Source organism: Sorangium sp. So ce1335 (assembly GCF_051521615.1).
Classification (GTDB): Bacteria; Myxococcota_A; Polyangia; order Polyangiales; family Polyangiaceae; genus Sorangium.
In genome coordinates, this window is sequence record NZ_CP150363.1 from 744466 (window position 1) to 769157 (window position 24692).

General features: G+C 74.0%; 20 protein-coding genes. 11 read left to right on the forward strand and 9 right to left on the reverse strand.

Annotated features, from left to right (window positions below):
* Positions 1 to 136: 136 nt before the first annotated feature.
* Together WMF24_RS02690 and WMF24_RS02695 are read left to right on the forward strand one after the other, a co-directional pair.
* Positions 137 to 766 carry a matrixin family metalloprotease gene (locus WMF24_RS02690; protein WP_437734762.1) on the forward strand — a complete coding sequence of 210 codons (630 nt, stop codon included), beginning with the start codon at positions 137 to 139 and terminating at the stop codon, positions 764 to 766.
* A gap of 103 nt (positions 767 to 869) precedes the next feature.
* Entirely contained in the window at positions 870 to 1304 is a 435-nt protein-coding gene (locus WMF24_RS02695) for a VOC family protein (RefSeq protein WP_437734763.1), read from the forward strand.
* Positions 1305 to 1363: 59 nt separating this feature from the next.
* Here the strand turns inward: WMF24_RS02695 and WMF24_RS02700 are convergent, their stop codons facing one another.
* Entirely contained in the window at positions 1364 to 2899 is a 1536-nt protein-coding gene (locus tag WMF24_RS02700; protein WP_437734764.1) for a phytoene desaturase family protein, read from the reverse strand.
* Positions 2900 to 3000: 101 nt separating this feature from the next.
* Between WMF24_RS02700 and WMF24_RS02705 the strand changes: the two genes are divergently transcribed.
* A complete protein-coding gene (locus WMF24_RS02705; RefSeq protein ID WP_437734765.1) occupies positions 3001 to 4368 on the forward strand; it encodes a sigma 54-interacting transcriptional regulator in 1368 nt (455 codons plus the stop codon).
* Between the two features lie 132 nt (positions 4369 to 4500).
* A complete protein-coding gene (locus WMF24_RS02710; protein ID WP_437734766.1) occupies positions 4501 to 5223 on the forward strand; it encodes a GNAT family N-acetyltransferase in 723 nt (240 codons plus the stop codon).
* Between the two features lie 156 nt (positions 5224 to 5379).
* Here the strand turns inward: WMF24_RS02710 and WMF24_RS02715 are convergent, their stop codons facing one another.
* Positions 5380 to 5703 (reverse strand): CsbD family protein, encoded by a 324-nt coding sequence (locus tag WMF24_RS02715; protein ID WP_437734767.1) that lies wholly within the window; start codon positions 5701 to 5703, stop codon positions 5380 to 5382.
* Positions 5704 to 6091: 388 nt separating this feature from the next.
* On the opposite strand from WMF24_RS02715, the gene WMF24_RS02720 reads away from it, so the two are divergent.
* Both WMF24_RS02720 and WMF24_RS02725 read left to right on the forward strand, forming a co-directional pair.
* Positions 6092 to 6349 (forward strand): GlsB/YeaQ/YmgE family stress response membrane protein, encoded by a 258-nt coding sequence (locus tag WMF24_RS02720; protein WP_437636129.1) that lies wholly within the window; start codon positions 6092 to 6094, stop codon positions 6347 to 6349.
* Positions 6350 to 7047: 698 nt separating this feature from the next.
* Positions 7048 to 8262 (forward strand): pyridoxal-phosphate-dependent aminotransferase family protein, encoded by a 1215-nt coding sequence (locus WMF24_RS02725; RefSeq protein ID WP_437734768.1) that lies wholly within the window; start codon positions 7048 to 7050, stop codon positions 8260 to 8262.
* Here the strand turns inward: WMF24_RS02725 and WMF24_RS02730 are convergent.
* The 3 genes from WMF24_RS02730 to WMF24_RS02740 form a co-directional block, all read right to left on the reverse strand.
* Positions 8259 to 10037 carry a chloride channel protein gene (locus tag WMF24_RS02730; protein WP_437734769.1) on the reverse strand — a complete coding sequence of 593 codons (1779 nt, stop codon included), beginning with the start codon at positions 10035 to 10037 and terminating at the stop codon, positions 8259 to 8261. The genes WMF24_RS02725 and WMF24_RS02730 overlap by 4 nt on opposite strands.
* A gap of 61 nt (positions 10038 to 10098) precedes the next feature.
* Positions 10099 to 10659, reverse strand: coding sequence for a MarR family winged helix-turn-helix transcriptional regulator (locus tag WMF24_RS02735; RefSeq protein ID WP_437734770.1), 561 nt, complete (start codon positions 10657 to 10659; stop codon positions 10099 to 10101).
* Positions 10660 to 10755: 96 nt separating this feature from the next.
* Positions 10756 to 12255: a serine/threonine-protein kinase gene (locus WMF24_RS02740; protein WP_437734771.1), complete on the reverse strand. Its 1500-nt coding sequence runs from the start codon at positions 12253 to 12255 to the stop codon at positions 10756 to 10758.
* A 73-nt stretch (positions 12256 to 12328) separates the two neighbouring features.
* Here WMF24_RS02740 and WMF24_RS02745 point away from each other — a divergent pair, with 73 nt between their 5' ends.
* The 3 genes from WMF24_RS02745 to glyQ all read left to right on the forward strand — a co-directional run bounded on the left by WMF24_RS02745 (position 12329) and on the right by glyQ (position 18478).
* Positions 12329 to 16309 carry a serine/threonine-protein kinase gene (locus tag WMF24_RS02745; protein WP_437734772.1) on the forward strand — a complete coding sequence of 1327 codons (3981 nt, stop codon included), beginning with the start codon at positions 12329 to 12331 and terminating at the stop codon, positions 16307 to 16309.
* A gap of 184 nt (positions 16310 to 16493) precedes the next feature.
* Positions 16494 to 17342, forward strand: a complete 849-nt coding sequence (locus WMF24_RS02750) for a hypothetical protein (protein WP_437734773.1) — start codon at positions 16494 to 16496, stop codon at positions 17340 to 17342.
* 188 nt (positions 17343 to 17530) lie between these two features.
* On the forward strand, positions 17531 to 18478 hold the full coding sequence (gene glyQ, locus WMF24_RS02755; protein ID WP_437734774.1) for a glycine--tRNA ligase subunit alpha: 948 nt from the start codon (positions 17531 to 17533) through the stop codon (positions 18476 to 18478).
* A 119-nt stretch (positions 18479 to 18597) separates the two neighbouring features.
* On the opposite strand, the gene pyrE is transcribed toward glyQ, so the two are convergent.
* The 4 genes from pyrE to WMF24_RS02775 form a co-directional block, all read right to left on the reverse strand.
* On the reverse strand, positions 18598 to 19176 hold the full coding sequence (gene pyrE / locus WMF24_RS02760) for an orotate phosphoribosyltransferase (RefSeq protein WP_437734775.1): 579 nt from the start codon (positions 19174 to 19176) through the stop codon (positions 18598 to 18600).
* Entirely contained in the window at positions 19173 to 19898 is a 726-nt protein-coding gene (locus WMF24_RS02765; RefSeq protein WP_437734776.1) for a bactofilin family protein, read from the reverse strand. Before WMF24_RS02765 ends, pyrE begins: the two co-directional genes overlap by 4 nt.
* Positions 19899 to 19901: 3 nt before the next feature.
* Positions 19902 to 20216 (reverse strand): bactofilin family protein, encoded by a 315-nt coding sequence (locus tag WMF24_RS02770; RefSeq protein WP_061611987.1) that lies wholly within the window; start codon positions 20214 to 20216, stop codon positions 19902 to 19904.
* 72 nt (positions 20217 to 20288) lie between these two features.
* Positions 20289 to 20717, reverse strand: coding sequence for a bactofilin family protein (locus WMF24_RS02775; protein WP_437734777.1), 429 nt, complete (start codon positions 20715 to 20717; stop codon positions 20289 to 20291).
* Positions 20718 to 21359: 642 nt separating this feature from the next.
* Here WMF24_RS02775 and WMF24_RS02780 point away from each other — a divergent pair.
* Positions 21360 to 22754: a styrene monooxygenase/indole monooxygenase family protein gene (locus tag WMF24_RS02780; RefSeq protein ID WP_437734778.1), complete on the forward strand. Its 1395-nt coding sequence runs from the start codon at positions 21360 to 21362 to the stop codon at positions 22752 to 22754.
* A 383-nt stretch (positions 22755 to 23137) separates the two neighbouring features.
* Positions 23138 to 24334: a vWA domain-containing protein gene (locus WMF24_RS02785; RefSeq protein ID WP_437734779.1), complete on the forward strand. Its 1197-nt coding sequence runs from the start codon at positions 23138 to 23140 to the stop codon at positions 24332 to 24334.
* Positions 24335 to 24692 lie beyond the last annotated feature (358 nt).

The following is a 24692-nucleotide window of genomic DNA, read 5'->3' on the forward strand; positions in this document are numbered from 1 at the left end:
AGCCGCCGCGCGCCGCAGCGACAAGGGGAGCAGGCGGCCGCGGCGGGCCGCATCACATCGGTCCTTGCCTCGGTGAACGCCGGCTCCACGGGCGCTCTCGCGGCGGCCTCACCGCTCATGGTATAGGGCCTTATCCATGGTCTCCCGCCGCGCCCTGCTCGCCACGGCCGGCCTGCTCTCCGCCGGCGCGCTCGCCTCGAGGCTGGCCCGCGCCGCGGGGCCCGCGGCCGCGCCCGTCCACGCGTTTCCCCTGTCGATCGCCGTGGCGGAGGACGAGGCCGGCCATCCGGCGCGCGACGAGGCCTGGGTCGACGCGCAGGTCGCCGAGGCGGCCCGGCTGTTCGAGCCCGCGGGCGTCGCGCTGCGCAAGGTCGCCTCGCGCGCGCTGCCCCCGAGGTTCTCGCGGGTCGAGACGCGCGAGGATCGCGACGCCCTCGCCGCCGCGATCGAGGCGCGCCGGATCAACGTGATGGTCGTCGGGTCGCTGCGGGACGTCGACGATCCGCGGCGCTTCCGGATGGGCGTGCACTGGCGCCGCCGGGCGACGCCCGAGCGCCGGTGCGTCATCCTGGCGGCGAACGCGCGGCCCACCGTGCTCGCGCACGAGCTCGGCCACTTCTTCGGGCTCGGGCACAGCGGCACGGACGACAACGTGATGAGCTACACGCGCACCGGTGCGCCCGTCTCCTTCGACGCGGCGCAGATCGAGAAGATCCGGTCCTCCGCGCGCAGGTACGCGGCGAGCAAGGCGTTCGATCCCGCCTAGGACGGGCCCTCGCCGCGGCCGGTCAGGCGCGCGGTCTCTGCCGCTCTCGCGCCCGCTCGTTCCTCATCGGCTCACCGGCAGGATAAAGGAAGGAGTATTTACAATGAGGCCCATGATGACGCACGTCGCGCTTCACGTCGGCGATATCGACGCGACGATCGACTTTTATCGCGAGTTCTGCGGGCTCAAGGTGGTTCACGAGCGCACCGACGACGGCACGCGGGTCGCGTGGCTGGCCGAGGAGGGGAAGGAGCGGAGCTTCGTCCTCGTGGTCATCGAGGGGGGCCGCCGCGCGCCGCAGGCTCCGGAGGACATGAGCCATTTCGGGTTCGCGCTCGAGAGCCGCGCCGCCGTCGATGAGGTGGCGAATCGCGGCCGGGCGCACCTCGTCTGGCCTCCCAGGGAGCTGCCCTATCCGGTCGCGTACTTCTGCGCGCTCAGGGATCCGGACGGCAATTACGTCGAGTTCTCCTACGGCCAGCCGCTGGGGCCTGGCGCCGAGGCGCGGGACGCCGAGGTGCTGGGCGCCACGGGGTGAGCCACGGGCGGCTCGATCGCGCGTCGTCGCTCTCGCTGCTTCCTGCTTCCGATCGCCGCTCAGCGCCCGCCCCGCGCGAGCCCGAGCCGCCGCGCCACGCTCTCGGCGGTGCGCACGCCGCCTGTCGCCGTCGCCAGCGTGCTCTGCCCGGGAAAGACCGAGTCACCGACCATCCAGAGCCCGTCCTGCACCGGGCGCGGCCACACCGAAAGGTAGTGCCCGAGCCCCGCGCGCCGCGGCGCGCCGCCCACGGCGCCGCCCGCGCGCCCGGTGAAGCGCGCGAACGTCCGCGGCGAGGCCGTCAGCGTGTGCACGACGTTCTCGCTCCACTCGGGCGCGAGCGCCGCGAGCCCCTCGCGCATCCGCGCCTGGATCGCGCCGATGGTGTCGCCCTGCTGCTCGGCCGGAAGCGCGCTGTGCTTCGCGAGCGGGACGTGCGTCGACACGGTCAGCGTGCGGTGCCCGGGCGGCGCGCGGCCCTCGTCCGCCGCGCCGCTCACGGACACGAACAGGTGGTTGCCCTCCGTGAACGGCGCTGCCGGGTCCTGCACCAGCTCCAGGTGGTGCGCCGCGGCCGGCGCGCCCTCGGGCGCGCGCGCCACGAGGTAGAGCATCGCCGCGCCCCAGCCGCCCTCGACGTCGCGCGCGAGCCGGTCGAGCCGCGGCAGCGCGCCCGGCGCGGCGCCGAGCAGCGCGCGCAGGTCCTGCGGGAGCAGGTTGGCGATGACGTGGCGCGCGCGGATCTCGCCCGAGCGGGTCCCGACGCGGAAGCCGCCGCCCGGGACTGGATCGAGCGAGCGCACGCGGCTCGCCATGCGCACCTCGCCGCCGAGCCGCTCGACCGCCCAGACGAGCGCCCACGCGAGCGCGCCGATGCCGCCGCGGACGTGGCCCGTGCCGCGGAAGTAGTAGTCCATCGCCGCCATGGCGAACGGCGCCTCGGCCTCGGCGACCCCGCACTGCACCGTGATCTGACAGAGCCCGTCGAGGTATTGCCGCAGCGGGGCGAAGCCCGCCACGCCGAACCGCGCGAGCACGCGCTCGAGCGGGCGCCCGAGCACCGGCAGCAGCGCGGCGTAGCGCGGCGCGCTCGCCGCGTGGCGCAGGAGCGCGCCGGCGCCGAGCGGCGGCAGCAGGGCCGGGTCGTCGAAGAGCGCCCAGAGCGTGTCGGCGATCCGCGCCTGGTAGGCGAAGAAGTCGCGGAGACCGCGCGCCGGGGCGCCCGGCAGGCCCGCGAGGGCGGAGACGAGCGCGTCGCGGTCGCGCCCGATCCGGAGGCGGAGCGAGGGCGTCCGCAGCTCGACGAGCGGGTCGATCCAGTCCACCGTGACGTCGAGGCCGTGGCGCGCGATCCACCGCCCGAAGAGCTGCTCCGGGGCGAGCCCGGAGAACAGCGTGGCCCCGGATTCGAAGCGGTAGCCGCCGCGCTCGAAGGTGCTGGCGCAGCCGCCGGGGTACCGGAGCGCCTCGCACAGGATCACCCTTGCCCCCCGCTCCGCCAGCGAGAGCGCCGCGCCGAGGCCGCCGAAGCCGGCGCCGATCACGAGGACGTCCGCGTCGGCGCCGCGCGGCGCGCCTGGGCTGGCCGGGGTCATGGCGGACCCCTGTAGGGCTCCGGTGCGCCCGCGGGAAGCCGCTGCGCCCGGGGGCCACCGACCGGCCCCGGCGGCGCAGGGCCTCGTGGTACGCTGGCGCAATGGGCTCCGAGGCGAAAGGTCACGCGAGCGCCGAGACGGCGCTCCTCAAGGTCCGCTCCAAGGAGATCGCGTTCAGCCGCTTCCGCGTGCAGGTGACGGCCGGCCCGGACGCCGGGGCGGCCCAGGTGTCGGACGCGGCCGAGTTCGTGATCGGCACCGCACCCGGCAACCAGCTCATCCTGACCGACCGCGCCGTGTCGCGGCACCACTGCGTGATCACCGTCACCCCGCGGGGCTTCCTGCTCCGCGATCTCGGCAGCAAGAACGGCACGACCCTCTCGGGCTTCCGCATCGAGGCCGCCTACCTCCAGCCGGGCGCCGCGCTCGGGATCGGGCAGTCGACGCTCCGCTTCGAGCTGCTGGCCGAGGAGATCCGCGAGCCGCTCGGCGACGAGGACCGGTACGGCCGGGTGCTCGGACAGAGCCCCGCGATGCGCCGCATCTTCGCGGCGTTGCCGCGGATCGCCGCGTCGGACTCGACGGTGCTCATCGAGGGCGAGACGGGCACGGGCAAGGGCCTGCTCGCCGAGGCCATCCACGAGAGCAGCCCGCGCGCGAACGGGCCGTTCGTCGTGATCGACTGCGGCTCGATCCCGCCGACGCTGATCGAGGCCGAGCTCTTCGGGCACGCGAAGGGGGCGTTCACGGGCGCGCAGTCGGCGCGCGTCGGCGCCTTCGAGGCGGCGCGGGGCGGCACGGTGCTGCTCGACGAGATGGGCGAGCTCCCGCTCGACATGCAGCCGAAGCTCCTGCGCGTGCTTGAAGAGCGGCAGATCCGGCGCATCGGCACGGTCGAGCCGACAAGGCTCGACATCCGCGTCATCGCGACGACGAACCGCGATCTCCGCCAGGAGGTGAACCGCGGCAATTTCCGGTCGGACCTCTATTACCGGCTGAACATCGTCCGCCTCCGCGTCCCGGCGCTGCGCGAGCGCCCGGACGACATCGCGCTGCTCACGGCGCATTTCTACCGGCAGTTCGCGCAGGGGCCGGATCAAAGCCCGCCCGGCGAGCTCCTCGAGAGCTTCATGCGCCAGGACTGGCCGGGCAACGTCCGCGAGCTCCGCGGCGCCGTGGAGCGGGCGGTGCTCATGATCGATCCGGCGCTCTTTCGCGAGGCGGTGATGGGCCCGGAGGGGCGGGAGGGCGGCTCCCCGGCGGCGGAGGCGCTCCGGGACGACGAGCTCAGCCTGTCGTTCCGCGAGGCCAAGGAGCGCGCCGTCGCGCGCTGGGAGCGGGCGTTCCTGACGGCGCTCGTGCGCGCGAACGGCGGCAACCTCTCGCGCGCCGCGCGCGCAGCCCGGATGGACCGGAGCCACCTGCGCGAGCTGCTCCAGCGGCACGCCGTGTCGGCGACGGAGGCGTGACGGCGCGACACCGTGACCACGCGACAGCGTGACGGCGCGACAGCGTGACGGCGCGCCGGGGAAGTGGGGAGTCGATCCGCCCCTCGGCCGCGGAAACTCGGGGTAAGCGGCCCGCCATGGTAGGCTCTCCGCATGAGCGACGCCTGGGACTGGGTCATTCCGATTCGTCAGAAGCACTTTGGCGAGCCGCTCGCCGGCCTCTACCCGGTCGAGCGGCTCGCCGGCGCGGAGGCGTACTGGGCGCTGCACGACGCCGAGCTGCGCCGCCATTTCCCTGCCGAGGTCTTCTTCGATCTCCGGGCGCTGTCGGGCGGGGAGGGCCAGCGCGCCCGCGCGTTGCTCGCGGCGTCGGAGGGGGCCCATCGCCTCGCGGACTTCTGGGTGGCGCGCGACGGCGAGGCGATCGTGGCCATGTTCTCCGGCCATCAGAAGGATGACGAGACGTACCGGATGTGGCACTCGAACGTCCACCCCGCCTACCGCCGGCGCGGCATCTATGCGGAGATCGTCCGGCGAATCCTCGCCTACACGCGCGAGCTCGGCTTCGATTACGTGGTGAGCGAGCACGCGCCGTGCAACAATGCGGTAATCATCGCCAAGCTGAAGGCGGGATTCCGGATCGTGGCCATGGAGATCGACGCGGCCGTCGGACCCGGCGTGAACCTCAGGTACTTTCACAACGAGGCGCACCTCCGGGCGTATGAGTTCCGCTGTGGCCTGGCCAGGCTCGACGAGCGCCTCGTCAACGCCGGGTTCGGCGCGATGCCGCTCCTGCTGGAGCAGCTCCGGCGCGGGCCGGCCGCCGAGGCGCGAACCTCCGAGCCACCCCGACCGCCTCTCGACCCGGCGGAGTAGCGCGCGCGCACATCGGCTCGAATGTAATTTGAACTACCATGGTCGCCCTGTCGAGCTGCTGAGCTCGGCAATGGACCGGGCGGACGCTGCCCTCGAACAGCGCAGCAGGCAGCGTGCTGTCCGGGGGCAGCGCCCCGTTCCGGGCGTGAGCTCTACCTACTGATTGTCCCTCTGCCGGTTCTCGCCCTGGAGCTCCTTGGCCTTCCCCTCGGCGGCCATCTGCTCGTTGTCGACCAGCTTGCCGATCCGGTTCTTGATGGCGCCGGCGGCCTCCTCGAGCGCGCCCTTCGCGCGTTCCTCCGCCTTGGCGTCCTCCTGCTGGACCTTTCCCCTGACCTCCTTGGCGCGGCCTTCCGCTTCCATCTGCTCGTCGCCCACCAGCTTGCCGAGCCCCTTCTTGAGCTTGCCGCCCAGCTCCTCCGCGGCTCCTTCGTTACGGTCGCTTTCGTTGCTCATCGTACCTTCCTCTTGAGTGGTCATCCGACGCGCCTCTCTGCGGCGCGCCGTTGCGCTCCACCCCGTGCAACCGCCACGCCACGACGGCGCGATCCGACCCCATCCGGAAGGGGGAGGGGGACATTGAGGCAGGCTACCCCGCCCGCGCTCTCCCTTTCAGCTCGTTTGAGGCAATACGCCACGCCGAGACGGGGGAAGCGTCCCCGCCGGACGAGCAGGCCGTCCCGGCTCTCCCGGCCGCATTGCGTGCTGCAGCCGGATTCTGCTGTGAAATGGCGCGCCCGGGCTCTGTCCGCGGCGTCCTGTCCGCCCGGGCGCCTGTGGAGAGCGCGGACTTCGCGGCATGGCGCGGCGCTTGCTGAACAGTCTGCAAGCAACGAGGAGCACTTCGCTCCTTCCTGGGAGGTTCATCATGTCGTTCGTTCTCTTTCTCCTGTTTGGCCTCGTCGTCGGTGCTCTGGCGCGCCTTATTGTCCCGGGCCGTGAGCCGGGCGGGTGGGTCGTCTCGATGATCATCGGCGTCGTCGGCTCGTTCGTCGGCGGGCTGCTCGGCCGCATGCTGTTCATGTACCGCGAGGGCGAGCCGGCGGGGTTCTTCATGTCCCTGATCGGCGCCATCCTCCTCACCGCGGCCTATCAGGCGATCACGCGGCGTCGCTCGGTGGTATGAACGGGTCGACTGACCCTCTGCTGAGGCGCTACGCCCGATGCCGTCACAGGGCGCGACATGCAGGAGCTCCTGTTCCGCTGCTGCGCTCTGTGATGTCGGGGATCACCTCGGGTCTGTCGTACGAGGCGTGGAGCAAGCCTTGCTGTCCATGAGCCCCAGCCGGGCTCGGCCGACGCACCGCTCGCTGCCGCTCGTCACGGTAGACCAGAGGGGGCCCTGTCCGTCGCATGGCTCGACCCCCCCAGGGTCGTGCGACGAACAGGGCCTCCTCCAGAGCAAGCAGAGCAAGGGAGGTCCCGCTCGTCGCATGGCTCGAACCCCCCCAGGGTCGTGCGGCGAACAGGGCCTCTCCTGCAAAGCAAGGCAGCGGAGGTCGTGCTCGTCGCATGGCTCGAACCCCCCCAGGGTCGTGCGGCGAGCAGGGCCTCTCCTGCAAAGCAAGGCAGCGGAGGTCGTGCTCGCCGCATGGCTCGAACCCCCCCAGGGTCGTGCGGCGAACAGGGCCTCTCCTGGCCGGCAGCTCGCGCTGGCTCCGGACATCCAGGAGCGACGACGTGACGGAACGTGACGGAAGGCGTCAGGGCCCGCCGGCCGACCCCGTCCGCCAAGAGCCGCGCCCGCTTGCCGGGTAAAACTTGACGCGGCAGGATGCATTGGGCTTGCTAGCGGGCTCCGCGCCCTCGCCCAAGGTTCTGGCCATGTCGTTCTCCATCCTGCCCCCGCCGATCACGCCCCTCGCCACGATCCTGCCGTCCGAGCCGCTGCTCCTGATGGGCGCCGGCCCGGTGCCCATCCCGCAGGCGGTGGCGCAGGCGAACGGGGTCATCATCAACCACCTCGGCCCGACCATGGACCGCGTCATCCAGAACGTGAAGTACATGGCGGCCTACGCGTTCCAGACGCGCAGCGACAAGATCCTCGGCATCGCCGGGCCGGCGTCCGCGGCGATGGAGATGGCCGTGGCGAACCTGTGCTGGCCCGGGCGCAAGGTCCTCTGCGTGAAGGTGGGGACGTTCAGCGGCCGCCTCGGCGAGATGGCGCTCGGCGTCGGCGCGGACGTCACCTTCCTCGAGGGCCCGCCCGGGCGGCCCGTCACCCTCGCGGACGTGCGCGAGGCGCTGAAGAAGCAGCGCTACGACGTCGTCACGATGGCGCACGGCGAGACGTCCTGCGGCGTCCGCATGGTGGAGCTGCCGGAGATCTGCAAGCTCGCGAAGTCGCAGGGCGCGCTCACGATCGTCGACGCGGTGGTCACGCTCACGGCCATGCCGGTGCACATGGACGAGTGGGGCATCGACGTGGGCATCGTCGGCGGGCAGAAGGCGCTGTCGTCGATCCCGGGCGTCTCGGCCTGCGCGTTCTCGCAGGACGCGTGGAAGGTGGTCGAGGAGCGCCCCTCGCCGCGCCCGCACTGGTGCTACGACGCCACGCGCGCGCAGCGGTTCTGGGGCTACCAGCAGTACCACTACACAGCGCCCGTGCCCGGCGTGCTCGCGCTCCACGAGGCGCTGCGCCTCGTCTGCGAGGAGACGCTCGAGCGGCGGTTCCGCCGCCACGAGATGAGCTCGCTGGCCATGCAGGCGGGCCTCGAGGCGATGGGGCTCGAGCTGTTCGCGGCGAAGGACGTGCGCCTCAACAGCGTGCTCGCCATCAAGCTGCCGAGCGGCGTCGACAGCGCCCGCATCCGTGAGTACATGACCAAGGCCTTCCGCGTCGAGATCTCGGGCGCCTTCGGCCTCAACATCGTGCGCGTCGGCCAGATGGGCGAGCAGTGCCGCTCGCACAACCTGTTCAAGACGCTCTACGCCATGGGGATGAGCTTCCAGCGCGAGGGCGTGAAGCTCGACGTCTCCAAGGGCATGGCCGCGCTCGAGCAGGGGCTCGCCGGCGACCGCGAGTACTTCGTCGATTAGCGACCTGCGAGCGCCTGCTCGCGGCGCTGCCCGGCCTCGATCCGGCTCCGGTGCGCGTCGAGCAGGTCGCTGCGCGTCAGCATCCCGAGCACCTTGCGGGGGGCCTCCCTCGACACGACCGGGAGCCTGCCCACCCCCTCGGTGACCATGTGATCGGCGGCCTCCCGGAGGGAGCTGTCCTCGAACACCACGGCGGGCGGCCGCCCGATGAGCGCGCGGATCGGGAGATCGCCGGTCTGCTGGGCGAGCACGTTGCGCGTCATGACCACGCCGACCAGCTCCCCGCGGCCGTCCACGACCGGGAAGCCCTGGTGCCGCGACCCCGCGCCCTGCGACATCAGGAACGCGCGGGCCACCTCGACCGTGTCCTCGGCGGCCAGCGTCACGGCGGGGCGGGAGGCGGCCTCGCGCACGGTGAGCTGCGCCAGGTGATCGGCCGCGTACTCCGCCATCACGCGCGCGCCGCGGCGGGCGAGCTTCTCCGTCATGATGGAGTGCCGCATGAGCAGGCTCGACACGAGGAAGGCCGCGCTGCAGCCGCCGAGCAGCGGCAGGAGCCCCATCGGCTGCCGGGTCGTCTCGAAGGCGAAGACGACCGAGGCGAGCAGCGCGTGGGAGGAGCCCGCGAAGATCGCCGCCATCCCGACGAGCGCGGCCACGCGTGCGTCCACGTGGAACCAGGGAAAGAGCGCGCCGGCGACGAGGCCGAGGGCCGCGCCGAGCGCGCCGCCGATGGTGAAGAGCGGCGCGAGCGTCCCGCCCGATGTGCCGCTGCCGAGCGCGATCGACCAGGAGACGAACTTCAGCAGCGCGAGCGCGACGAGCGCGGCGAGCGCCAGGCGGCCGCTCAGGATGTCGTCGATGTTGTTGTACCCCACGCCCAGCGTCCGCGGCGCGACGTAACCCACGACGCCGATCGCGACGGCGCCGATCGCCGGCCACCACATCCAGTGCAGCGGCAGCCGCTCGAACGCCTCCTCGATCGCGTAGACCGCGCGGGTCACGCCCATCGCCGCGACGCCGAGCGCCGCGCCGAGCGCGATGTAGAAGGCGAGCGCGGCGCCGGTCGCGGGCGGCACGGCCGGCATCTCGAACGCCGGCGCGGTCACGCCCGCGCCGAAGCGCGCGGCGGCCGCCGTGGCGGCGGCGAGGGCGACGGGGATCACCGAGCGCGGCCGGTACTCGAACAGCAAGAGCTCGATCGCGAGCAGCACGGCGGCCACCGGGCTCCCGAAGGTCGCCGACATGCCCGCCGCGGCGCCCGCGGCGAGCAGCGTCTTGCGCTCGTCCGCGGTGATCCGGAGCACCTGGCCGACCACCGAGCCGAGCGCGCCGCCGGTCGCGATGATCGGCCCCTCCGCGCCGAACGGCCCGCCGGTGCCGATCGCGATCGCGGCGGAGAGCGGCTTGAGCAGCGTCATCCGCGGCGGGATGCGGCTCTGGTTGAAGAGCACCTGCTCCATCGCCTCCGGGATCCCGTGGCCGCGGATCGCCTGCGAGCCGTAGCGCGCCATCACGCCGACGACGAGCGCGCCGAGGATCGGCACGACGAGCACGAGCGCGCCCAGGTTGTGGTCGGCGGGCGACGCGGGGGCGGCGGAGAGCCGGCCGAAGAACGCGAGGTTCGTGATGACGGCGATGAGCGCGGTGAGCAGCTCCGCCGCGAGGAACGCGACGACGGCGATCGCGATCGCGAGGCCGCTCACGAGGACGACCCGCCGGTCGACGGCGGCCCTCGGGGCGGGGACGCGGAGGTCCTCGAGGGTCGGACCCATCGAGGGGGCGACCGGGATGCTCCCGGCGGCCGCGGTATGTGGGGGGGTCGCGCTCGACATGTCAGCTCTCCTCGCGATCTCCCGCCCCGGTGCCGGAGCGGGCCTCGTCGCCTTCGAACAACAGGGGTGGGGCCTCGTCGCTGGCGCCGAGCGCCCGGGCGAGGGTGGTGAGGCTCTCCGCGAGCCCGCGGCGCTCGTCCGCCGGCAGGCGGTCCACGGCGGCGATGAGCTCGGCCTGCGCCGTGCGCGGCGCGCGGCGGAGCAGCGCGCGGCCGGCGGGGGTGAGCGCGATCTCTGTCCGGCGCGCGTCCTCGGGCGAGGCGCGCCGGGTGACGAGCCCGCGCTCCGCGAGGCGCGTCACCACGACCGACACCGAGCTCTGGTGCGTGAGCGTGCGCTGCGCGAGCTCGGCGATCGACGCGGCCGCCGCCTGGTCGAGCTGCTGCAGCACGAAGAGCTGCGCGCTGCTCACGCCGAGCTGCCGCTCGCACGCCCGCGACGAGACGCGCAGGCGCTGCACGATGCCGCGGATCGCGTCCATGACCCGCTGGGCGTCCGGCCCGCCGGGCGCTCGCTGGGCGGCGGCCTTCCGCCGCGCCGGCGAGGATGCATGGGAGCCCATACGATTGCGCCGGAAACTACGCCGCTCGCCAGGCAGACGCAAGCGGCCTGGGGCGTGCCGCGCGGATCTGCGCGTGGCGGGCCGCGAGGGGTCCCGCTACCGCCGTTCCGCGTCGAGCACGCGCAGCAGCGCGCTCGATCGCCGCGACGTCGGCGCGGGCTGCGCGGCGACGCCGAGCCCGTCGAGCGCGGCCGGCGACGCGAACACGCCCTCCGCCGTCCCCTCGGGCACCCAGGCGGCGAGCTCCAGCAGGTCTCCGCCCGTCAGCGCGCCGTCGTTGCTCGCGATGAGCTCGCCGGCGTGCACGCAGAGGCGGACGTGGACCCTCCGGTCGCGCCCGGCGCGCGCGTCGAGCCGGCGCATCAGCGACAGCGCCGCGTCCACCGCGCCGCGCCGGGCCGCCTGGTCTCCCGCCGGATCGAGCGGCCGGTCGGCCGTGGCCAGCGCGGCCGTGCCCGCCTCGACGACCGCCGCGAACCCAGCGTCCGCGAGCGCGCCGAGCGCGAGCGGCAGGACCGCCTCGAAATCGTCGAGCAGCTCGGCGTCGGGCGCCTCGAGGGCGCCGGGGTCGGCCTGCACCTCGACGTGGATGCCCACCGCGGGGCGCCGCGCGCCTCCAGCGCCGCGATCGCCGCGCGATCCTGGCGCCGCGATCGCCGCGCGCACGCCGGCGATGAACTCGCCCACCGACGCCTGGCGCTCCGCAGGGTCCTTGCTGAGCGCCTGGAGCACCACGCGGTCGAGCGACGGGCTCACGCGCGCCCGCGCGCTCGGGCGGGGCGGGCTCGCGAACAGGTGGAGCTGGCGCAGCACCACGAGCGACGCGCCCGAGAACGGCGGCTCCCCCGCGATCATCGTGTACGTCAGCGCGCCGAGCGCGTAGATGTCCGACCGCGCGTCGACCGGTCGGCCCGTGAGCTGCTCGGGGGACATGCACGCGGGCGAGCCCACGACGTGCCGCGACGTCGTGAGCGCAGGCCCGGCCGCGTCGAGCAGCTTCGCCACCCCGAAGTCGAGCAGCGCCACGCGCGGGCGGTCGCCCCCGGCGCACAGGAAGACGTTCGACGGCTTGATGTCGCGGTGCACGATCGCCTGCGCGTGCGCCGCCTCGAGCGCGCTGCACAGCGGCTCGAGGATGGCGAGCGCCTCCTCCGGCGGCAGCCGGCCGCGGTCGCGCAGGAGCTGCGCGAGATCGATGCCCTCGAGCAGCTCCATGACGAGGTAGGGGCGCCCGTCCGCGAGCCGGCCGACGTCGAGGATCTCGACGACGCCCGGGTGCCGCACCCGCCGCGTCGCCTCGACCTCGCGTCCGAAGCGGGCGAGCAGGTCGGGGTGCAGGGCGAGCTCGGGGTGCAGCACCTTGACCGCCGCTTGCGCGCCGTGCTCCACGTGCTCCCCGCGGTAGACGACGCCGAAGCCCCCCTGGGCGAGGGCGCTCACGATCCGGTAGTCGCCGGCGCGCTCCGGCGCCTCGGCCGCGTGCTCGCCCCCGGCGGCCGCCTGCCCCTCGTCCGCGGGGAGGGCGACCGTCTCGCCGGCAGCCCCTGGGACCTCGGTCGGCGCGCTCCGGAGGGTATGATCATCGGCGCGTCCCATCGACCAGCGGGCGCGACGATACCACAGGGAAGGCCGGCGCTCGCGCGCGCCCCTCCGCCGGAGCCATCATCGAGTGCACCGCTGCCCATCCTGTCACCGGCGCCGCGAAGTCGGCTCTCCGTGCCCCCTCGACGGGTGGACGCCCCCGCCGGCGAGCGAGCGCCCGGAGCCCGTCCCGCCGCGCATCGACGGGATCACGCTGGGCGAGCGCATCGGACAGGGCGGGTTCGCCGCGGTCTGGGCGGGGATCTCGGGCAGCGACGGCGCCGAGGTCGCCGTCAAGGTCGGCTTCTCCGCCACGCCGGTGCTCGAGGAGCGCTTCCGCCGCGAGGCGGACGCGCTCCAGCGCATCGGCCCGCCGCACGCCCCGCAGCTCCACCGGCGCGGTCGGCTCGACGACGGCCGCCCCTACCTCGTGATGGAGCGGCTCTCCGGCCGCACGCTCGCCGCGGAGCTCGCCTCGCTGACCGAGCCGCCCGGCCCGGACTGGGCCGCCGCGCGGGCCGACGCCGCGCTCGCCGCGCTCGAGGCCGCGCACGCCGAGGGCGTGATCCACCGCGATCTGAAGCCGGAAAACATCTTCATCGCGCGCTCTGCGGGCGCGCCCTCCGCCGCCGGAGCGCGCGTCGTGCTGCTCGACTTCGGCCTCGCGAAGCGCGCCGCCGGCGCTCCTTTCGGAGAGGCGCAGCTCACCCGCACCGGCGCGGTCCTCGGGACCCCCGACTACATGGCCCCCGAGCAGATCCGGGGCGAGGCGATCGACGAGCGCGCCGACCTCTATGCGTTCGGCGTCGTCCTCTTCGAGCTGCTCACGCTGGAGCTGCCGTTCGCGGGCGACGGCAGCGCCGTCGAGCACGGCCACCTCGCGCTGCGCCCGCGGCGCCCGGGCGAGCGCGCGCCGGTGCCCGCGGCGCTGGAGGAGCTGACGCTCGCGTGCCTCGCCAAGGACCGCGACCGCCGCCCCGCGAGCGCCTCGGCGCTGCGGCGGGCGCTCGCGGCGGCGCGCGCCGAGGCGGCTCGGGCGGTCGCCGCGCAGCGGGCCGCGCCGGCGGCCGCCGCGCCGGCCAGGCTCATCGCCGAGGGGGGGCACCCGGTCGTCCTGCTCGTCGCCGACACCTCCGCCCCGGCGGCGCCGGTCATCGCCGCCGTGACCGGCCGCAACGGGTTCATCGCGCGGCAGCGCGGCAGCCGCTATGTGGCCGTGTTCTCCGGCCGGAACACCGATCACCCGGCCGAGGCCGCGCTCGCCGCCGCGCGCGAGCTCGGCGAGCGGCACGGCGCGCGCGCGGCGCTCCACCTGGCCTCCGTCACGCTCCGCCGCAAGGCGCGGAGCGCCGCCGCGGCGTACGGCGCCGCCGTCGAGCGCCCGGAGACCTGGCTGCCCCCGGAGCCCTGGTCGGGCGTCGCGCTCACCGCGGAGCTCGAGCGCGCCCTGCCGGCACGCGACGACCCGGACCCCGCCTCGGCGCGCGCCGCCCCCTCGGCCGAGCTCGAGGCCCCGCTCGCCGGCCGCGCCGACGTCGTCGCGGCGCTCTCCGCGAGCGCCGGGGCGGCGTTCGACGGGACGTGCCCGGGCCTGTTCACGCTCCTCGGCGAGCCGGGGCTCGGCAAGAGCCGCCTCGTGGCGGAGGCCGCCGCCGTGGCGCGCCGCCTTTCGGCCGCGTCGCCCGAGGCGCGGGTGATCTCGCTGCGCGCCGCGCAGCCGCTGCCCGGGGAGCCAGCGCGCGACGCGGCGGAGCTCCTGCGCCAGGTGCTCGACGCGCCCGCCGATCCGCCGGCGGATCCCGCCGCCTTCTGCCGCGAGCGGCTGGGCGACGCGCTCGGCTCGGCGACGTGGCCGGCGGTGGCGGCGGCGCTGGGCTGGTCGCTCCCCGCGGGCGGCGGCGCGCCCGCGTCGCTCCACCACGGCGTGGTGCAGGCGCTCGGGGAGGGGCTGCGCCGGCTCGCGCGCCGCGGCCCGGTGGCGGTGCTCCTCGACGACGCGCACCGCGCCGACGACGCGCTGGTCGACGCGCTCGAGTACGCGACGCTCGACGGCGCGGGCGTCGCGCTCTGGGTCGTGGTCGCCGCGCACCCCCGCTTCGAGCAGGTGCGCCGCGCGTGGGGCTCGCGCACGCAGCGCCACGGCCGGGCGGCGCTCGCGCCCCTCGACGAGGAGGCCGCGATGGCGCTCGCCGCCGAGCTCCTGCGGCCGGCGGAGTACCCGCCCGCCGCCACGCTGCGCCGGCTCGCGGCCTGGGCGGGCGGGAACCCCGCCTGCCTCTCGGAGCTGGTGCGCTCGCTGAAGCGGGCCGGCATCGTGCGGCGCCGCGCGGGCTCCGGCAGCCACTACGTCGCGACGGCGGAGCTCGACGCGTTGCCTCCGTCGCCGGCCTGGCAGTGGCTCGCGGAGCGGCAGATGGACGCCCTGCCGCCGGAGCTCGCGGCCTGCGTCAGGCTCTGCTCGGTGCTGGGCGCCTCGTTCGGCCGCGCGGAGCTCGAGCAGGTCCAGGACGCGATCGAGCGCGCGGGCGGCGCGGGCACGCCCATCGACGCCGGCTACGGCCTCGGCGCGCTCGCGGAGCGGGGGATCCTCCAGCGCGGCGCGGGCGAGCGCTGCTCGTTCCAGAGCGCGGTGTTCCAGAACGCGGTCTACGAGCTGCTCGACCCGGCGCACCGCGCGCAGATCCACAGGCACGCGCTCGCCTGCTTCCGGTCCAGGGTCGAGGCGGAGGGGCCTCGCCCCGAGCTCCTCGAGCCGCTCGCGCGGCACGCCGGCGGCTGCGGGGCGCTGGACGAGGCGGCGGACGCTTGCCTCCGGCTCGGCGACGCCGCGCTCTCGCGGCACCGCCACGTCGAGGCGGATCAGCACTACACCGCGTGCCTCTCGTTCGCGGCGGAGGGCGCGCCGCGCGTGCGCGCGCTCGCGCGGCTCGGGCGCGGCAAGAGCCGCTACGGCGTCCACCGCCCGCGCGAGGCGCTGGAGGATCTCGCCGCCGCGCGGGCGCTCGCGGAGCAGCTCGGGGACGCCGCGTTCCTGGCCGACGTCCTCCTCGTCGAGGCGACCGCCCTCGACTGGGCGAACGACTTCGAGACCTCGGCCAGGCGGGTGGAGGAGGCGCGACCGCTGGTCGAGCGCGCCGGATCGCCGGGCCTCACCGCCCGGCTCCTCGTCGGGCTCGGGCGGACCTGCATGCGGCAGGGGCGCATGGCGGAGGCGGCCGACCTCCTCGCCCAGGGCGTCGCGGCCGCCGAGGTCGCGCGCGACTACGAGGCGCGCGTCCTGGCGCTCGTCATGCAGTCCGCGGCGCTCGTCTTCGCCGGGCGGCAGGAGGAGGCGGAGGCGGCGTTCCAGACCGGCATCGCGCTGGCGGCGCAGGTCGAGGACTGGCTCCACGTCTGCGCGATGTACGTCAACCGCGTCATGCTGTGGTCCATCAGGAACGAGCTGCTCCTCGCGATCGACGACATGCGCCGGACGATCGCCCTGGCGCGGGAGATCGGCAACCCGCTCTTCGAGCGGATGGCGACGCACAACGTCGCCGAGCTGCTCTACGCCAACCACCAGGACGAGGAGGCCCTCCCGCTGGCGCGGCGCGCTCTCGTCCTCGAGGAGCGGTTCGTGGAGGTCCCGGTGCCGGAGAGCTCGCTGCTGCTCGCCCGGATCCTGATCGCGCGCGGCGGCCACGAAGAGGCGGCGCGCCTCGTCGACTGGATTGGCCGGCGCTGCCCGCCGGACGCCGCGGCCCCCTCGCTGTCGGCGCTCTTCCGGATGCTCGGGCTCGTCCTGGCGCAGCTCGGCGCGCAGCCGCCCGGCGCGCCCGACGCCGGCGCGCTGGGGCATCGCTGGGACGCGCTGCTCGCCGAGGCCAGCGGTGGGTTGCCCCCGTTCGAGCTCCTGGAGCTCCTCTACTGGCGCGCGGCGATGGCGATCCGGCGCGGGGCGCGGGGCGAGGCATCCAGCGCGCTCGCGCAGGCCGGCCCGCTCCTCGTCGCGTGCCCGATCTGGCAGCCTCGCTTCGACGACCTGTGGCGGCGCTTCCGGGAGCTGGAGGCGCGAGCCTCCAGGGGCTGAGGGCCGGCGCCTCCGGTCGAGCGTGGCCTCCGCCCGGCGCCGCCGCCTTCGCGCATCGACACACGGCGCGCTTCGGGCGGAGAGCGGCGCTCCTCGTGACGGCGGCGCCGCCGCGCGTCGCTGGCACGATCCATGGACTTGGCGAGGGCGTTCGCATGCCGCGCCACGCGGCGGAAGGAAGCGCATGTTCAACGTCCGATCGTCCCTTGCTGTCGTTGCCGGTTCTCTCCTCTTCGCGTCCGGTTGCGTCGCGGCGCCGCAGGGCGAAGCGGAAGGCGAGCTCGCGGTCGCGGAGGACGCGCTCATCTGGGCGAACGGCGACGAGCCGTCGTTCTTCTGGAGCTCCTCCACGCAGGTCGCCTTGCGGCGGCTCGCGTCCTCTCCGCTCGTCAACGCCAACACCGGCCTGCTCACGACCACGCCGCTCCTGAACAGCGTCCAGGGGCGCGAGCTCCTCCACTACGTCGTGGGCTGCGCGCTCGGTCCTGGCACGAAGGTGAGCACGTCGGTGCCAGCGGTCTCCTTCGAGGGGGCGATCGGCCTGGCGCCGACGTGGAAGGCGGGGAAGCTGGGCGACATGTCGTCGCAGCGCTGGGTGACGGCGTGCCTGCTCCAGACCCTCAACGGGATCGGCGCGAAGGTGCCGATCCGCATGGTGGGGAGCCACCTGGGGCTCACGGACGCCTCGGCGAAGGACGCCGTGGACTACCCGATCCCCGACGCCACGATGTTCGGCAACCTCTTCGACGCCGCCAAGGTGGAGGTCTTCGCCTGCGCGGACAGCGGCGCGGCGGCGGCGTGCGGCGAGAACTGGAGCGCCTTTGCGAGGCTGCGCGTCTGCGACTCCTCGCCCGTCTGCGGCATCACCCTCCTCGGCCCGTGCCAGGGCGACGACGGCATCCACTGCTGGCGCGACGACCTCGGCAAGCCGGTCTGCAGGACGGGCAGCACCGTGTACGAGGAGGCGATCTCGACGTACCTCGACGCGACGGGCTTCGCCAGGCTCTACCCGTCGTGCGGCTCGCGGCGCTGAGCCACGCCCGATCGCCTATCCTTAACCTACCCGCGCGCGGGCAGGCGAGCGGCCGTCGGCGCTGCAGGGGATCCGGGCCCGCGTCGTCCTCGACGGCGAGGGAGGCCGGAGGGCGGCGGCGGCTTTTCGGGCGGCGCCGGGCTGCATGTCGCCTGCGCGGGCGATCCAGGTTAAGAACCGGCTCTCCCATGACCTTCCAAAACCTCATCCTCGCACTGCAGAAGTTCTGGGCCGAGCGCGGCTGCCTCGTCGTGCAGCCGTACAACTCGGAGGTCGGCGCCGGCACCTTCAACCCGGCGACGTTCCTGCGCGCGCTCGGCCCCGAGCCCTGGAACGTCGCCTTCGTCGAGCCTTCCCGGCGGCCCGCGGACGGTCGCTACGGCGAAAATCCCAATCGTCTCCAGCAGTTCCACCAGTTTCAGGTGATCCTGAAGCCGAGCCCGATCGACATCCAGGACCTCTACCTGGAGTCGCTGCGCGCCATCGGCACGAACCCGCTCGAGCACGACGTCCGGTTCCTCGAGGACGACTGGGAGTCGCCGACGCTCGGGGCGTGGGGGCTCGGCTGGCAGGTGTGGCTCGACGGGCTCGAGATCTCGCAGTTCACCTACTTCCAGCAGATCGGCGGCATCGACTGCCGCCCCGTGTCCGGCGAGCTCACGTACGGCCTCGAGCGGATCGCGATGTACCTGCAGGACAAGGACAGCATCTACGACGTCGTCTACTCCGACACCGGCGGGAAGGTCGTGCGGTACGGGGATCTCTACCAGCGCGCGGAGTGGGAGTGGTCGACCTACAACTTCGAGGAGGCCGACATCGCCGAGCACTTCGCGGCGTTCGACGTGTGCGAGGCCGAGGTGAAGCGGCTCCTGTACCGGGGCGCGGACCCGACGGCGAAGGGAGCGGCGATCGATCCGCGCAAGGCGCTCGTGCTGCCGGCGTACGACTTCGTCGTGAAGGCGGCGCACCGCTTCAACGTCCTCGACGCGCGCGGCGCGATCAGCGTGACCGAGCGGCAGCGCTTCATCGGCCGGGTCCGCGCGCTCGCGCGGGCGGTCGCCGAGACGTACCTCGCGCAGCGCGAGGCGCTCGGCTTCCCGCTCCTCGGCGAGCCGCAGGCGAAGGCCGCGGAGTAGCGCCGCGGGCGGGGACGGGGAGCAGCGCGCGCTCGCGAAGGGGCGCTGCTGCGCGCGCTGCGAAGAGGGGGATGGGGAGCGCAGCGCGCCGCCGACGGGCCGCGGCAGCGCGCGTCGCCTCAGCCGGGCGGGCTGTCCGGCAGGAAATCCCGCCGCGTGCAGATCGCGACGACCGGCAGCCCCGCGGCGCGGATCGCCTCCGCGCCGCCCTCGAGCCGGTCGACGAGGGCGACCACGCCGACGACCGAGGCGCCCGCGGCGCGCAGCTTCTCGACCGCCTTCAGCGTCGAGCCGCCGGTCGTGATCACGTCCTCCAGGATCGCGACGGGCATCCCGGGAACGAGCCCGCGATCGCCCTCGACGAGGCGGCGCGAGCCGTGGTCCTTGACCTCCTTGCGCACGTAGAGCGCGGGGAGGGGGCGGCCGCGCAGGAAGCTCGTCAGCGACACAGCGCTCGCGAGGGGGCACCCCCCGAGCTCGACGCCGGCGACCGCCTCGCACCGGGGGAGCGCGTCGAGCGCCTCGAACATCAGCGCGCCGACGAGGGCGTGGCCCTCGGCGGTCAGCACCGACTGCTTGCAGTCGATGAAGAAGTCGCTCTCGCGCCCGGACGCGAGCACGACGCGCTTCTGCTCGAACGACCGCTCGCGCAGCAGCGCGACGAGCCGCTCCCGCTCCGAGGTGCCGGCGGCGCTCACCGCCCGCCCCGCTTGCGCAGCGAGGCCTTCGCGGCCCCCTTCCGGAGCGCAGGGACCACGGGCGGCGGCGGCCCGCCGGCGCCCTCGGCCCCCTCGGCCTCGTCGCCCTCGCCGCCCGCCGAGGCCGCCAGATCGGCCTCGTCCTCGTCGTGCGACGCCGCGAGGCGCGGCTCGGGCGCGGGCGCCGCCTCGACCGGCGCGGGGCGCGCTGCCGGCGCGGGGCGCGCTGCCGGCGCGGGGCGCGCTGCCGGCGCGGGGCGCGCTGCCGGCGCGGGCGCGACGCGGGGCGCAGGCCGCGCTGCCGGCGCCGGCGCGCGGGCCGGCCGCGCGGCCGCGGGAGCGGCGGCGGCGCGGGGCGCGGCCTCCGCCGCCGCGGCGCGCGCCGCGGCGGGCTGCGCGGCGAGCGGCGCGCCGGTGGTGACGTTGCCGCGCACGAGCGCGCCCGCGTGGATGCCGATCTGCGGCGCGCCGAGGTCGCCGACGACGCGCGCGCCGGGCTCGAGGATCACGGCCTCTTCCCCGGAGACGTTCCCGGCGACCGCGCCGCGGACGACGACGCGCCGCCCGCGGACGTCGCTCTGGATGAGCGCGCCCTCACCGATGGTCACGTCGCCGGTCATGACGACGCTCCCCTCGACGCGCCCGAGGATCTCGAGATCCCCGTCGCCCTGCACGTTGCCGCGGATGGCCGTCGTCGGCCCGATCGAGGACTGGGCGGCCATCGGCTACACGTCCATGTCGACGTTGCCCTTGAACGAGGCTCCGTCCGCGATGGTCAGCCGCGACGCCTTCACGTCGCCGACGAGGCGCCCGCCCGCGAGGAGGTCCACGCGATCGGCCGCCGTGACGTTGCCGGTCACGTTGCCGCCCACCTGGAGCGACGCCGCCCCGATGTCCGCCTCGACGAGCGCCCCTGCGTCGATGGTCAGCGGCCCCTCGACGGTGAGCCTGCCGCGCACCGTCCCGGCAACGATCACCTCCTCGTCGGAGGTGATCTCGCCCTCGATCGTGAGCCCGTTTCCGATGATCGTACCCGCCACGTTCGTGCTCCTCGTCGCGCCCTCGAGGCGCGATGCTTCATCCGTCAACGCGCGCTGCCCGCCCGGCGCGCGCTACCGCCCCGCCGGCTCGCGCCGGGGGCCCTGACCGCGCCCGCCGGTCCGCTCCGAGAGCTCGGGCGGGAGGTCGAACTCCGCCTCGATACGACCGGCGAACGCCGCGCCCTCCTCGAGGATCACCTCGCTGCCGCCCACGTTCCCGGCGTACTGCGCGGTCGCCCGGATGGTGACGGGGCCGCGCGACGCAACGTCGCCCGTGAGCTGCCCGGCGACGACGACCGAGGTCGCCTCGACGTCCCCGGTGACCGAAGCGCCGTCCTCGATCTCGAGGTCGCCGGTCAGCCGGATGTCCCCCTCGACGCTCCCCTCGACCCGGAGCGAGCCGTCGCCGTGGACCCGCCCGCGGATGCGGGCGCCCCGGCCGATGAGCGATTCGGCAGCGTCCGATTCGCTGCGCGTGGTTGTCGAGCCTCGGGCCATCATCGTCTCCCGTGCGCGGTGGGGGCCGCGCGAGCCGGGGCGCGCACCAGAAGCCCGGCTCGTCCGCTGGAGCTGGGCGAGCGACACGCCCGGGCTCCGCGGCGGCGCGGACGCTACTCCAAGGCGTCGCGCCTCGCAACCAGAGGGCTGCGGCTGCGGCTGCGGCGGAGAGCCCGGGAGGGGTGGGGTGTCGCGCGGGGGGGCGAGGGGGGCCCTCCCACGAACTCGCGCCTCGTGGTGGCTGTTGCCCGCTGTTACGGAAGTGCCGAGTCCAGGAGCGACCCGCTGCGACGCGGGCCGGCGCTCGGATTCGTGGGGCCCTCCCCCTCGCCCCCCCGCGCGACACCCCACCCCTCCCGGGCTCTCTCCTGGTGGGGGTGGGGGGTGGTCCCAGACGGCAGCGGGGGACTTGCGGGGGGGGGGCGCTGCAGGGGACTTGCGGAGGCGTTGCGGGGGGACGTGCGGGGACTCGCGGGGTGCTGCGGGAGGCTTCCTGGGGGACTGGCTCTGGTGATACGGTGCGAGGTTGGACTGGGCTCCTCCTGCTCGCGACGCGTCCGGCGGCACGGACGACGGACCGACTTGGACGGCTCAGCGCGGGTCGTCGTGAGGCGATCGCGGACGAACGCAACCCGGGGGTATCCTATGCGGAAGATAGCTATCGTGGGGTCCGGACAGGCTGGCCTGCTCGCGGCGCATGGCCTCGTGAAGGCCGGTTATGACGTCACCCTCTACTCGGATCGCACGCCCGAGCAGTGGCTGAACGAGTCGAAGCCCACCGGCTCGGCCGCGCGGTTCGACATGGCGCTCGAGTTCGAGCGCGAGCTCGGCCTCGCCTTCTGGGAAGACGCCGCGCCCAGGGGCCAGGCCGCCCACGTGACCGCGTGCGCCGCCCCGGGCAACCGACTCCTGACGCTGACGGGGCGCCTGGAGCGGCCGTTCATGGCGATCGATCTCCGGCTCCAGAGCCACCGGTGGATGCTCGAGCTCGAGGCGCGCGGCGGCAAGATCGAGATCGAGCCCGTCACCGTCGCGCGGCTCGACCAGATCGCGGCGGAGAACGATCTCACCGTCGTCGCTGCAGGGCGGGGCGACCTGTGCAACCTGTTCGAGCGCGACGCGGCGCGCAGCGCCCACACGCAGGCGCAGCGCAACGTCGTCATGATGTGCGTGACGGGCCCGAAGCTCGGGTTCGACGGCGTCCCGCTGCTCCCCGTCAAGTTCAACCTGCTCGCGGGGCTCGGAGAGGCGTTCTGGATTCCCTACCACCACAAGGACGTGGGCCCGAGCTGGAACTGTCTCATCGAGGCCATCCCCGGCGGGCCGCTCGACAGGTTCCAGGGCGCGGCGTCGGGGGAGGAGATCGTCGCGATCGCGAAGGGGCTCGTGAAGGAGCTCATCCCGTGGGATCATGAATGGTTCAGGACAGCCACGCTCTCGGACAGGCACGGATGGCAGAACGGCCGGATCGTGCCGACCGTGCGCAAGCCCGTCGGCCGCCTGCCCTCGGGGAGGATCGTGACGCCGCTCGGCGACACGGCGATGTCGCTCGATCCCATCGGCGGCCAGGGCGCCAACAGCGGCAACAAGATGGCGCGCAACCTCATCGAGCGCGTCGTGGAGCACGGCGATCGCCCCTTCGACGCCGGATGGATGACGCGCACCTTCGAGCGCTTCTACGCGCGGCACGGCGGCCCCATCGACAGGTTCAACAACCTGCTCCTCGGCGGCGCCTCCCCCGGGATATTCCACATCCTCTTCGCGCAATACGGCAGCGACGGGCGGGCGGACAACACGAGCGGGCAGCAGGCGCTCGCGGACGCGTTCGTGAACAATTTCAACGACCCTGCACGACTGACATCGATCCTCGAGGACGTGGGGCGCGTGCGCGCGTTCATCGGGCAGAAGACCGGCAGGCCCTGGCCGCTCGCGCTCGCCGCGGGGGGCGTCGGCGTCGGCATCGCACAGCTGCGGCAGCGCCTCGGGCTGCCGCCCGGGCACCCGGGAGCGCCGGCGCACGCCGGGGGAGCGCTCGCGTAAACCCGCGTACAACTGGCGCCCTGCCTCTCGCCTTCAGCGCGCTCCGGATGTGCAACACGGCGGTTTGCCGCATGGCCACGCCTCGTGGACCGCGCCGAGCCCCCCTGACGCCAGGGGGTGAGACTCCCGGGTACACGAGCGCACAGGCACGTTTGCACGCTCGTGAATATCTTGCGCTGTGATCGTCGCGGCGCGACGAGGTCTCTTTTTCATACAGACGTCACGCACGGTGCAGCGATCTCGGTTATACTCCACAATGGTCCCGGAGTTTCACGATGTGGTCCGGCAGGGTGCCGTCTCCGGAGGCCTCCTCGCTTCGAATGCTGACGCGCCGGCGCCGGTGAGGGCGAAGGCGCTGGCACGTGCTTAAGAGGAGTTGGACCATGAGATCGCTTACGATGACCATTGCTTTGTCGATGGTGGCTCTGGCCGGCGCTGCGTGCGGAGGGGCCTCGAACAGCAGCGACGGCGGCGGCAGCTCGGGCGGCGGCAGCTCGCCGAGCGGCTCGGCGGGCACCGGCGACTTCGGGGTGGGCGCCGGCGCTGGCCCGGGTGGTAATCCCGGCTCGGGCGGCGGCAGCGGGGTTGGCTCGTCGGGCGCAGGGCAAGCGTGCGCCAGCCAGTCTGCCGACGCCGGGCTTCAACAGGTGTACCTTGCCTTTGCGTTCGATGTGTCGGGCAGCATGGGAGCGAACAACGAGGAGTGGCACGACAAGGAGCTCAAGTGGGATCCCGTCGTCGCCGCCACGAAGCAGTTCTTCTCGGATCCCGAGTCCACCGGGCTCATGGCGTCGCTCACGTTCTTCCCCGGCCCCGATCAGCGGAGGATGTGCAGGGCCGGCACGTACGAGAACCCGGATGTCCCGATGACGGCACTGCCCTCGCAGGAGTTCGGCCAGGCGATCGACGACGTCACGCCCAGGCGCGAGCGCGACTGGCGCATGGGCACGCCGACGGCGTTCGTCGTCGAGGGCACGAACAGCTTCATCGAGGAAGAGCGGCGGCAGAACCCCGGGAAATACGCGGTCGTGCTCGTGACCGACGGCTACCCGCAGCTCTGCGAGGGGTCGGACTCGATCGAGGCCGTCGTGCGGCACGTCGAGGCGGCGCGCGCGAACGGCGTCGCGACCTACGTGGTCGGCGTCGCGAACCCGCCGGTGCCGGACGCGCCGGAGAACGTCGAGAACCTGCACGAGATCGCCGAGGCGGGCGGCACGGGCGAGGCGTTCATCATCGACACAGGCGACCCGGCGCAGACGACGGCCACGTTCAAGGCGGCCATCGATCAGATCCGCGGCACCGCGATCTCGTGCTCGATCGAGATCCCGCCGGCGCCCGACGGCAGGACGTTCGACAAGCAGAAGGTCAACGTGACCTACACGAGCGGCACGAGCGACACCCCGACGACCCTCGTGTACGATCAGGACTGCGCGGCCGAGAGCGCATGGCGCTACGACAACCCGGCGAGTCCGACGTCGATCGAGCTCTGCCCCAGCGCGTGCTCCAGGGTGCAGGCCGATCCCGCGGCGTCGCTGGGCGTCGAGTTCACCTGCGAGGACGTGATCGAAATCCCGCTGTGATCGGCGGCGCTCCCTGGCCGGCGAGGCCCGTTCACGACGACCCTCGCCGGCCACGCGCTCGCCTCACGCCGACGAGCACCGGGCCGCGGGCACTGGCGCCGTCACGAGCGCCAGGCGCGTCCCTGGTTTCATGATGAGAAGAATTTGAACCACAGAGGCACAGAGGGCACAGAGGAAGAGAAGAAGAGAAGAAGAGAGGGGAGAGAGGAAGAGAATTTTCTCTTCTCTCTCCCCCTCTGTGCCCTCTGTGCCTCTGTGGTCCCTCTCTCTCGCTCTCTCATGAACCAGGGATGGGCTCGGGCGACACGGCACGGATCGACGGCGCACTGCGGATGCCGCCTCTCCGCGCGCACCGCCG

What these genes read in the sequence shown, in the direction of transcription:
- WMF24_RS02690 (WP_437734762.1), top strand. Translation starts at nt 137, where the DNA reads ATGGTCTCCCGCCGCGCCCTGCTCGCCACGGCCGGCCTGCTCTCCGCC.
- WMF24_RS02695 (WP_437734763.1), top strand. Translation starts at nt 870, where the DNA reads ATGAGGCCCATGATGACGCACGTCGCGCTTCACGTCGGCGATATCGAC.
- WMF24_RS02700 (WP_437734764.1), bottom strand. Translation starts at nt 2,899, where the DNA reads ATGACCCCGGCCAGCCCAGGCGCGCCGCGCGGCGCCGACGCGGACGTC.
- WMF24_RS02705 (WP_437734765.1), top strand. Translation starts at nt 3,001, where the DNA reads ATGGGCTCCGAGGCGAAAGGTCACGCGAGCGCCGAGACGGCGCTCCTC.
- WMF24_RS02710 (WP_437734766.1), top strand. Translation starts at nt 4,501, where the DNA reads ATGAGCGACGCCTGGGACTGGGTCATTCCGATTCGTCAGAAGCACTTT.
- WMF24_RS02715 (WP_437734767.1), bottom strand. Translation starts at nt 5,703, where the DNA reads ATGACCACTCAAGAGGAAGGTACGATGAGCAACGAAAGCGACCGTAAC.
- WMF24_RS02720 (WP_437636129.1), top strand. Translation starts at nt 6,092, where the DNA reads ATGTCGTTCGTTCTCTTTCTCCTGTTTGGCCTCGTCGTCGGTGCTCTG.
- WMF24_RS02725 (WP_437734768.1), top strand. Translation starts at nt 7,048, where the DNA reads ATGTCGTTCTCCATCCTGCCCCCGCCGATCACGCCCCTCGCCACGATC.
- WMF24_RS02730 (WP_437734769.1), bottom strand. Translation starts at nt 10,037, where the DNA reads ATGGGTCCGACCCTCGAGGACCTCCGCGTCCCCGCCCCGAGGGCCGCC.
- WMF24_RS02735 (WP_437734770.1), bottom strand. Translation starts at nt 10,659, where the DNA reads ATGGGCTCCCATGCATCCTCGCCGGCGCGGCGGAAGGCCGCCGCCCAG.
- WMF24_RS02740 (WP_437734771.1), bottom strand. Translation starts at nt 12,255, where the DNA reads ATGGGACGCGCCGATGATCATACCCTCCGGAGCGCGCCGACCGAGGTC.
- WMF24_RS02750 (WP_437734773.1), top strand. Translation starts at nt 16,494, where the DNA reads ATGTTCAACGTCCGATCGTCCCTTGCTGTCGTTGCCGGTTCTCTCCTC.
- glyQ (WP_437734774.1), top strand. Translation starts at nt 17,531, where the DNA reads ATGACCTTCCAAAACCTCATCCTCGCACTGCAGAAGTTCTGGGCCGAG.
- WMF24_RS02765 (WP_437734776.1), bottom strand. Translation starts at nt 19,898, where the DNA reads ATGGCCGCCCAGTCCTCGATCGGGCCGACGACGGCCATCCGCGGCAAC.
- WMF24_RS02775 (WP_437734777.1), bottom strand. Translation starts at nt 20,717, where the DNA reads ATGATGGCCCGAGGCTCGACAACCACGCGCAGCGAATCGGACGCTGCC.
- WMF24_RS02780 (WP_437734778.1), top strand. Translation starts at nt 21,360, where the DNA reads ATGCGGAAGATAGCTATCGTGGGGTCCGGACAGGCTGGCCTGCTCGCG.
- WMF24_RS02785 (WP_437734779.1), top strand. Translation starts at nt 23,138, where the DNA reads ATGAGATCGCTTACGATGACCATTGCTTTGTCGATGGTGGCTCTGGCC.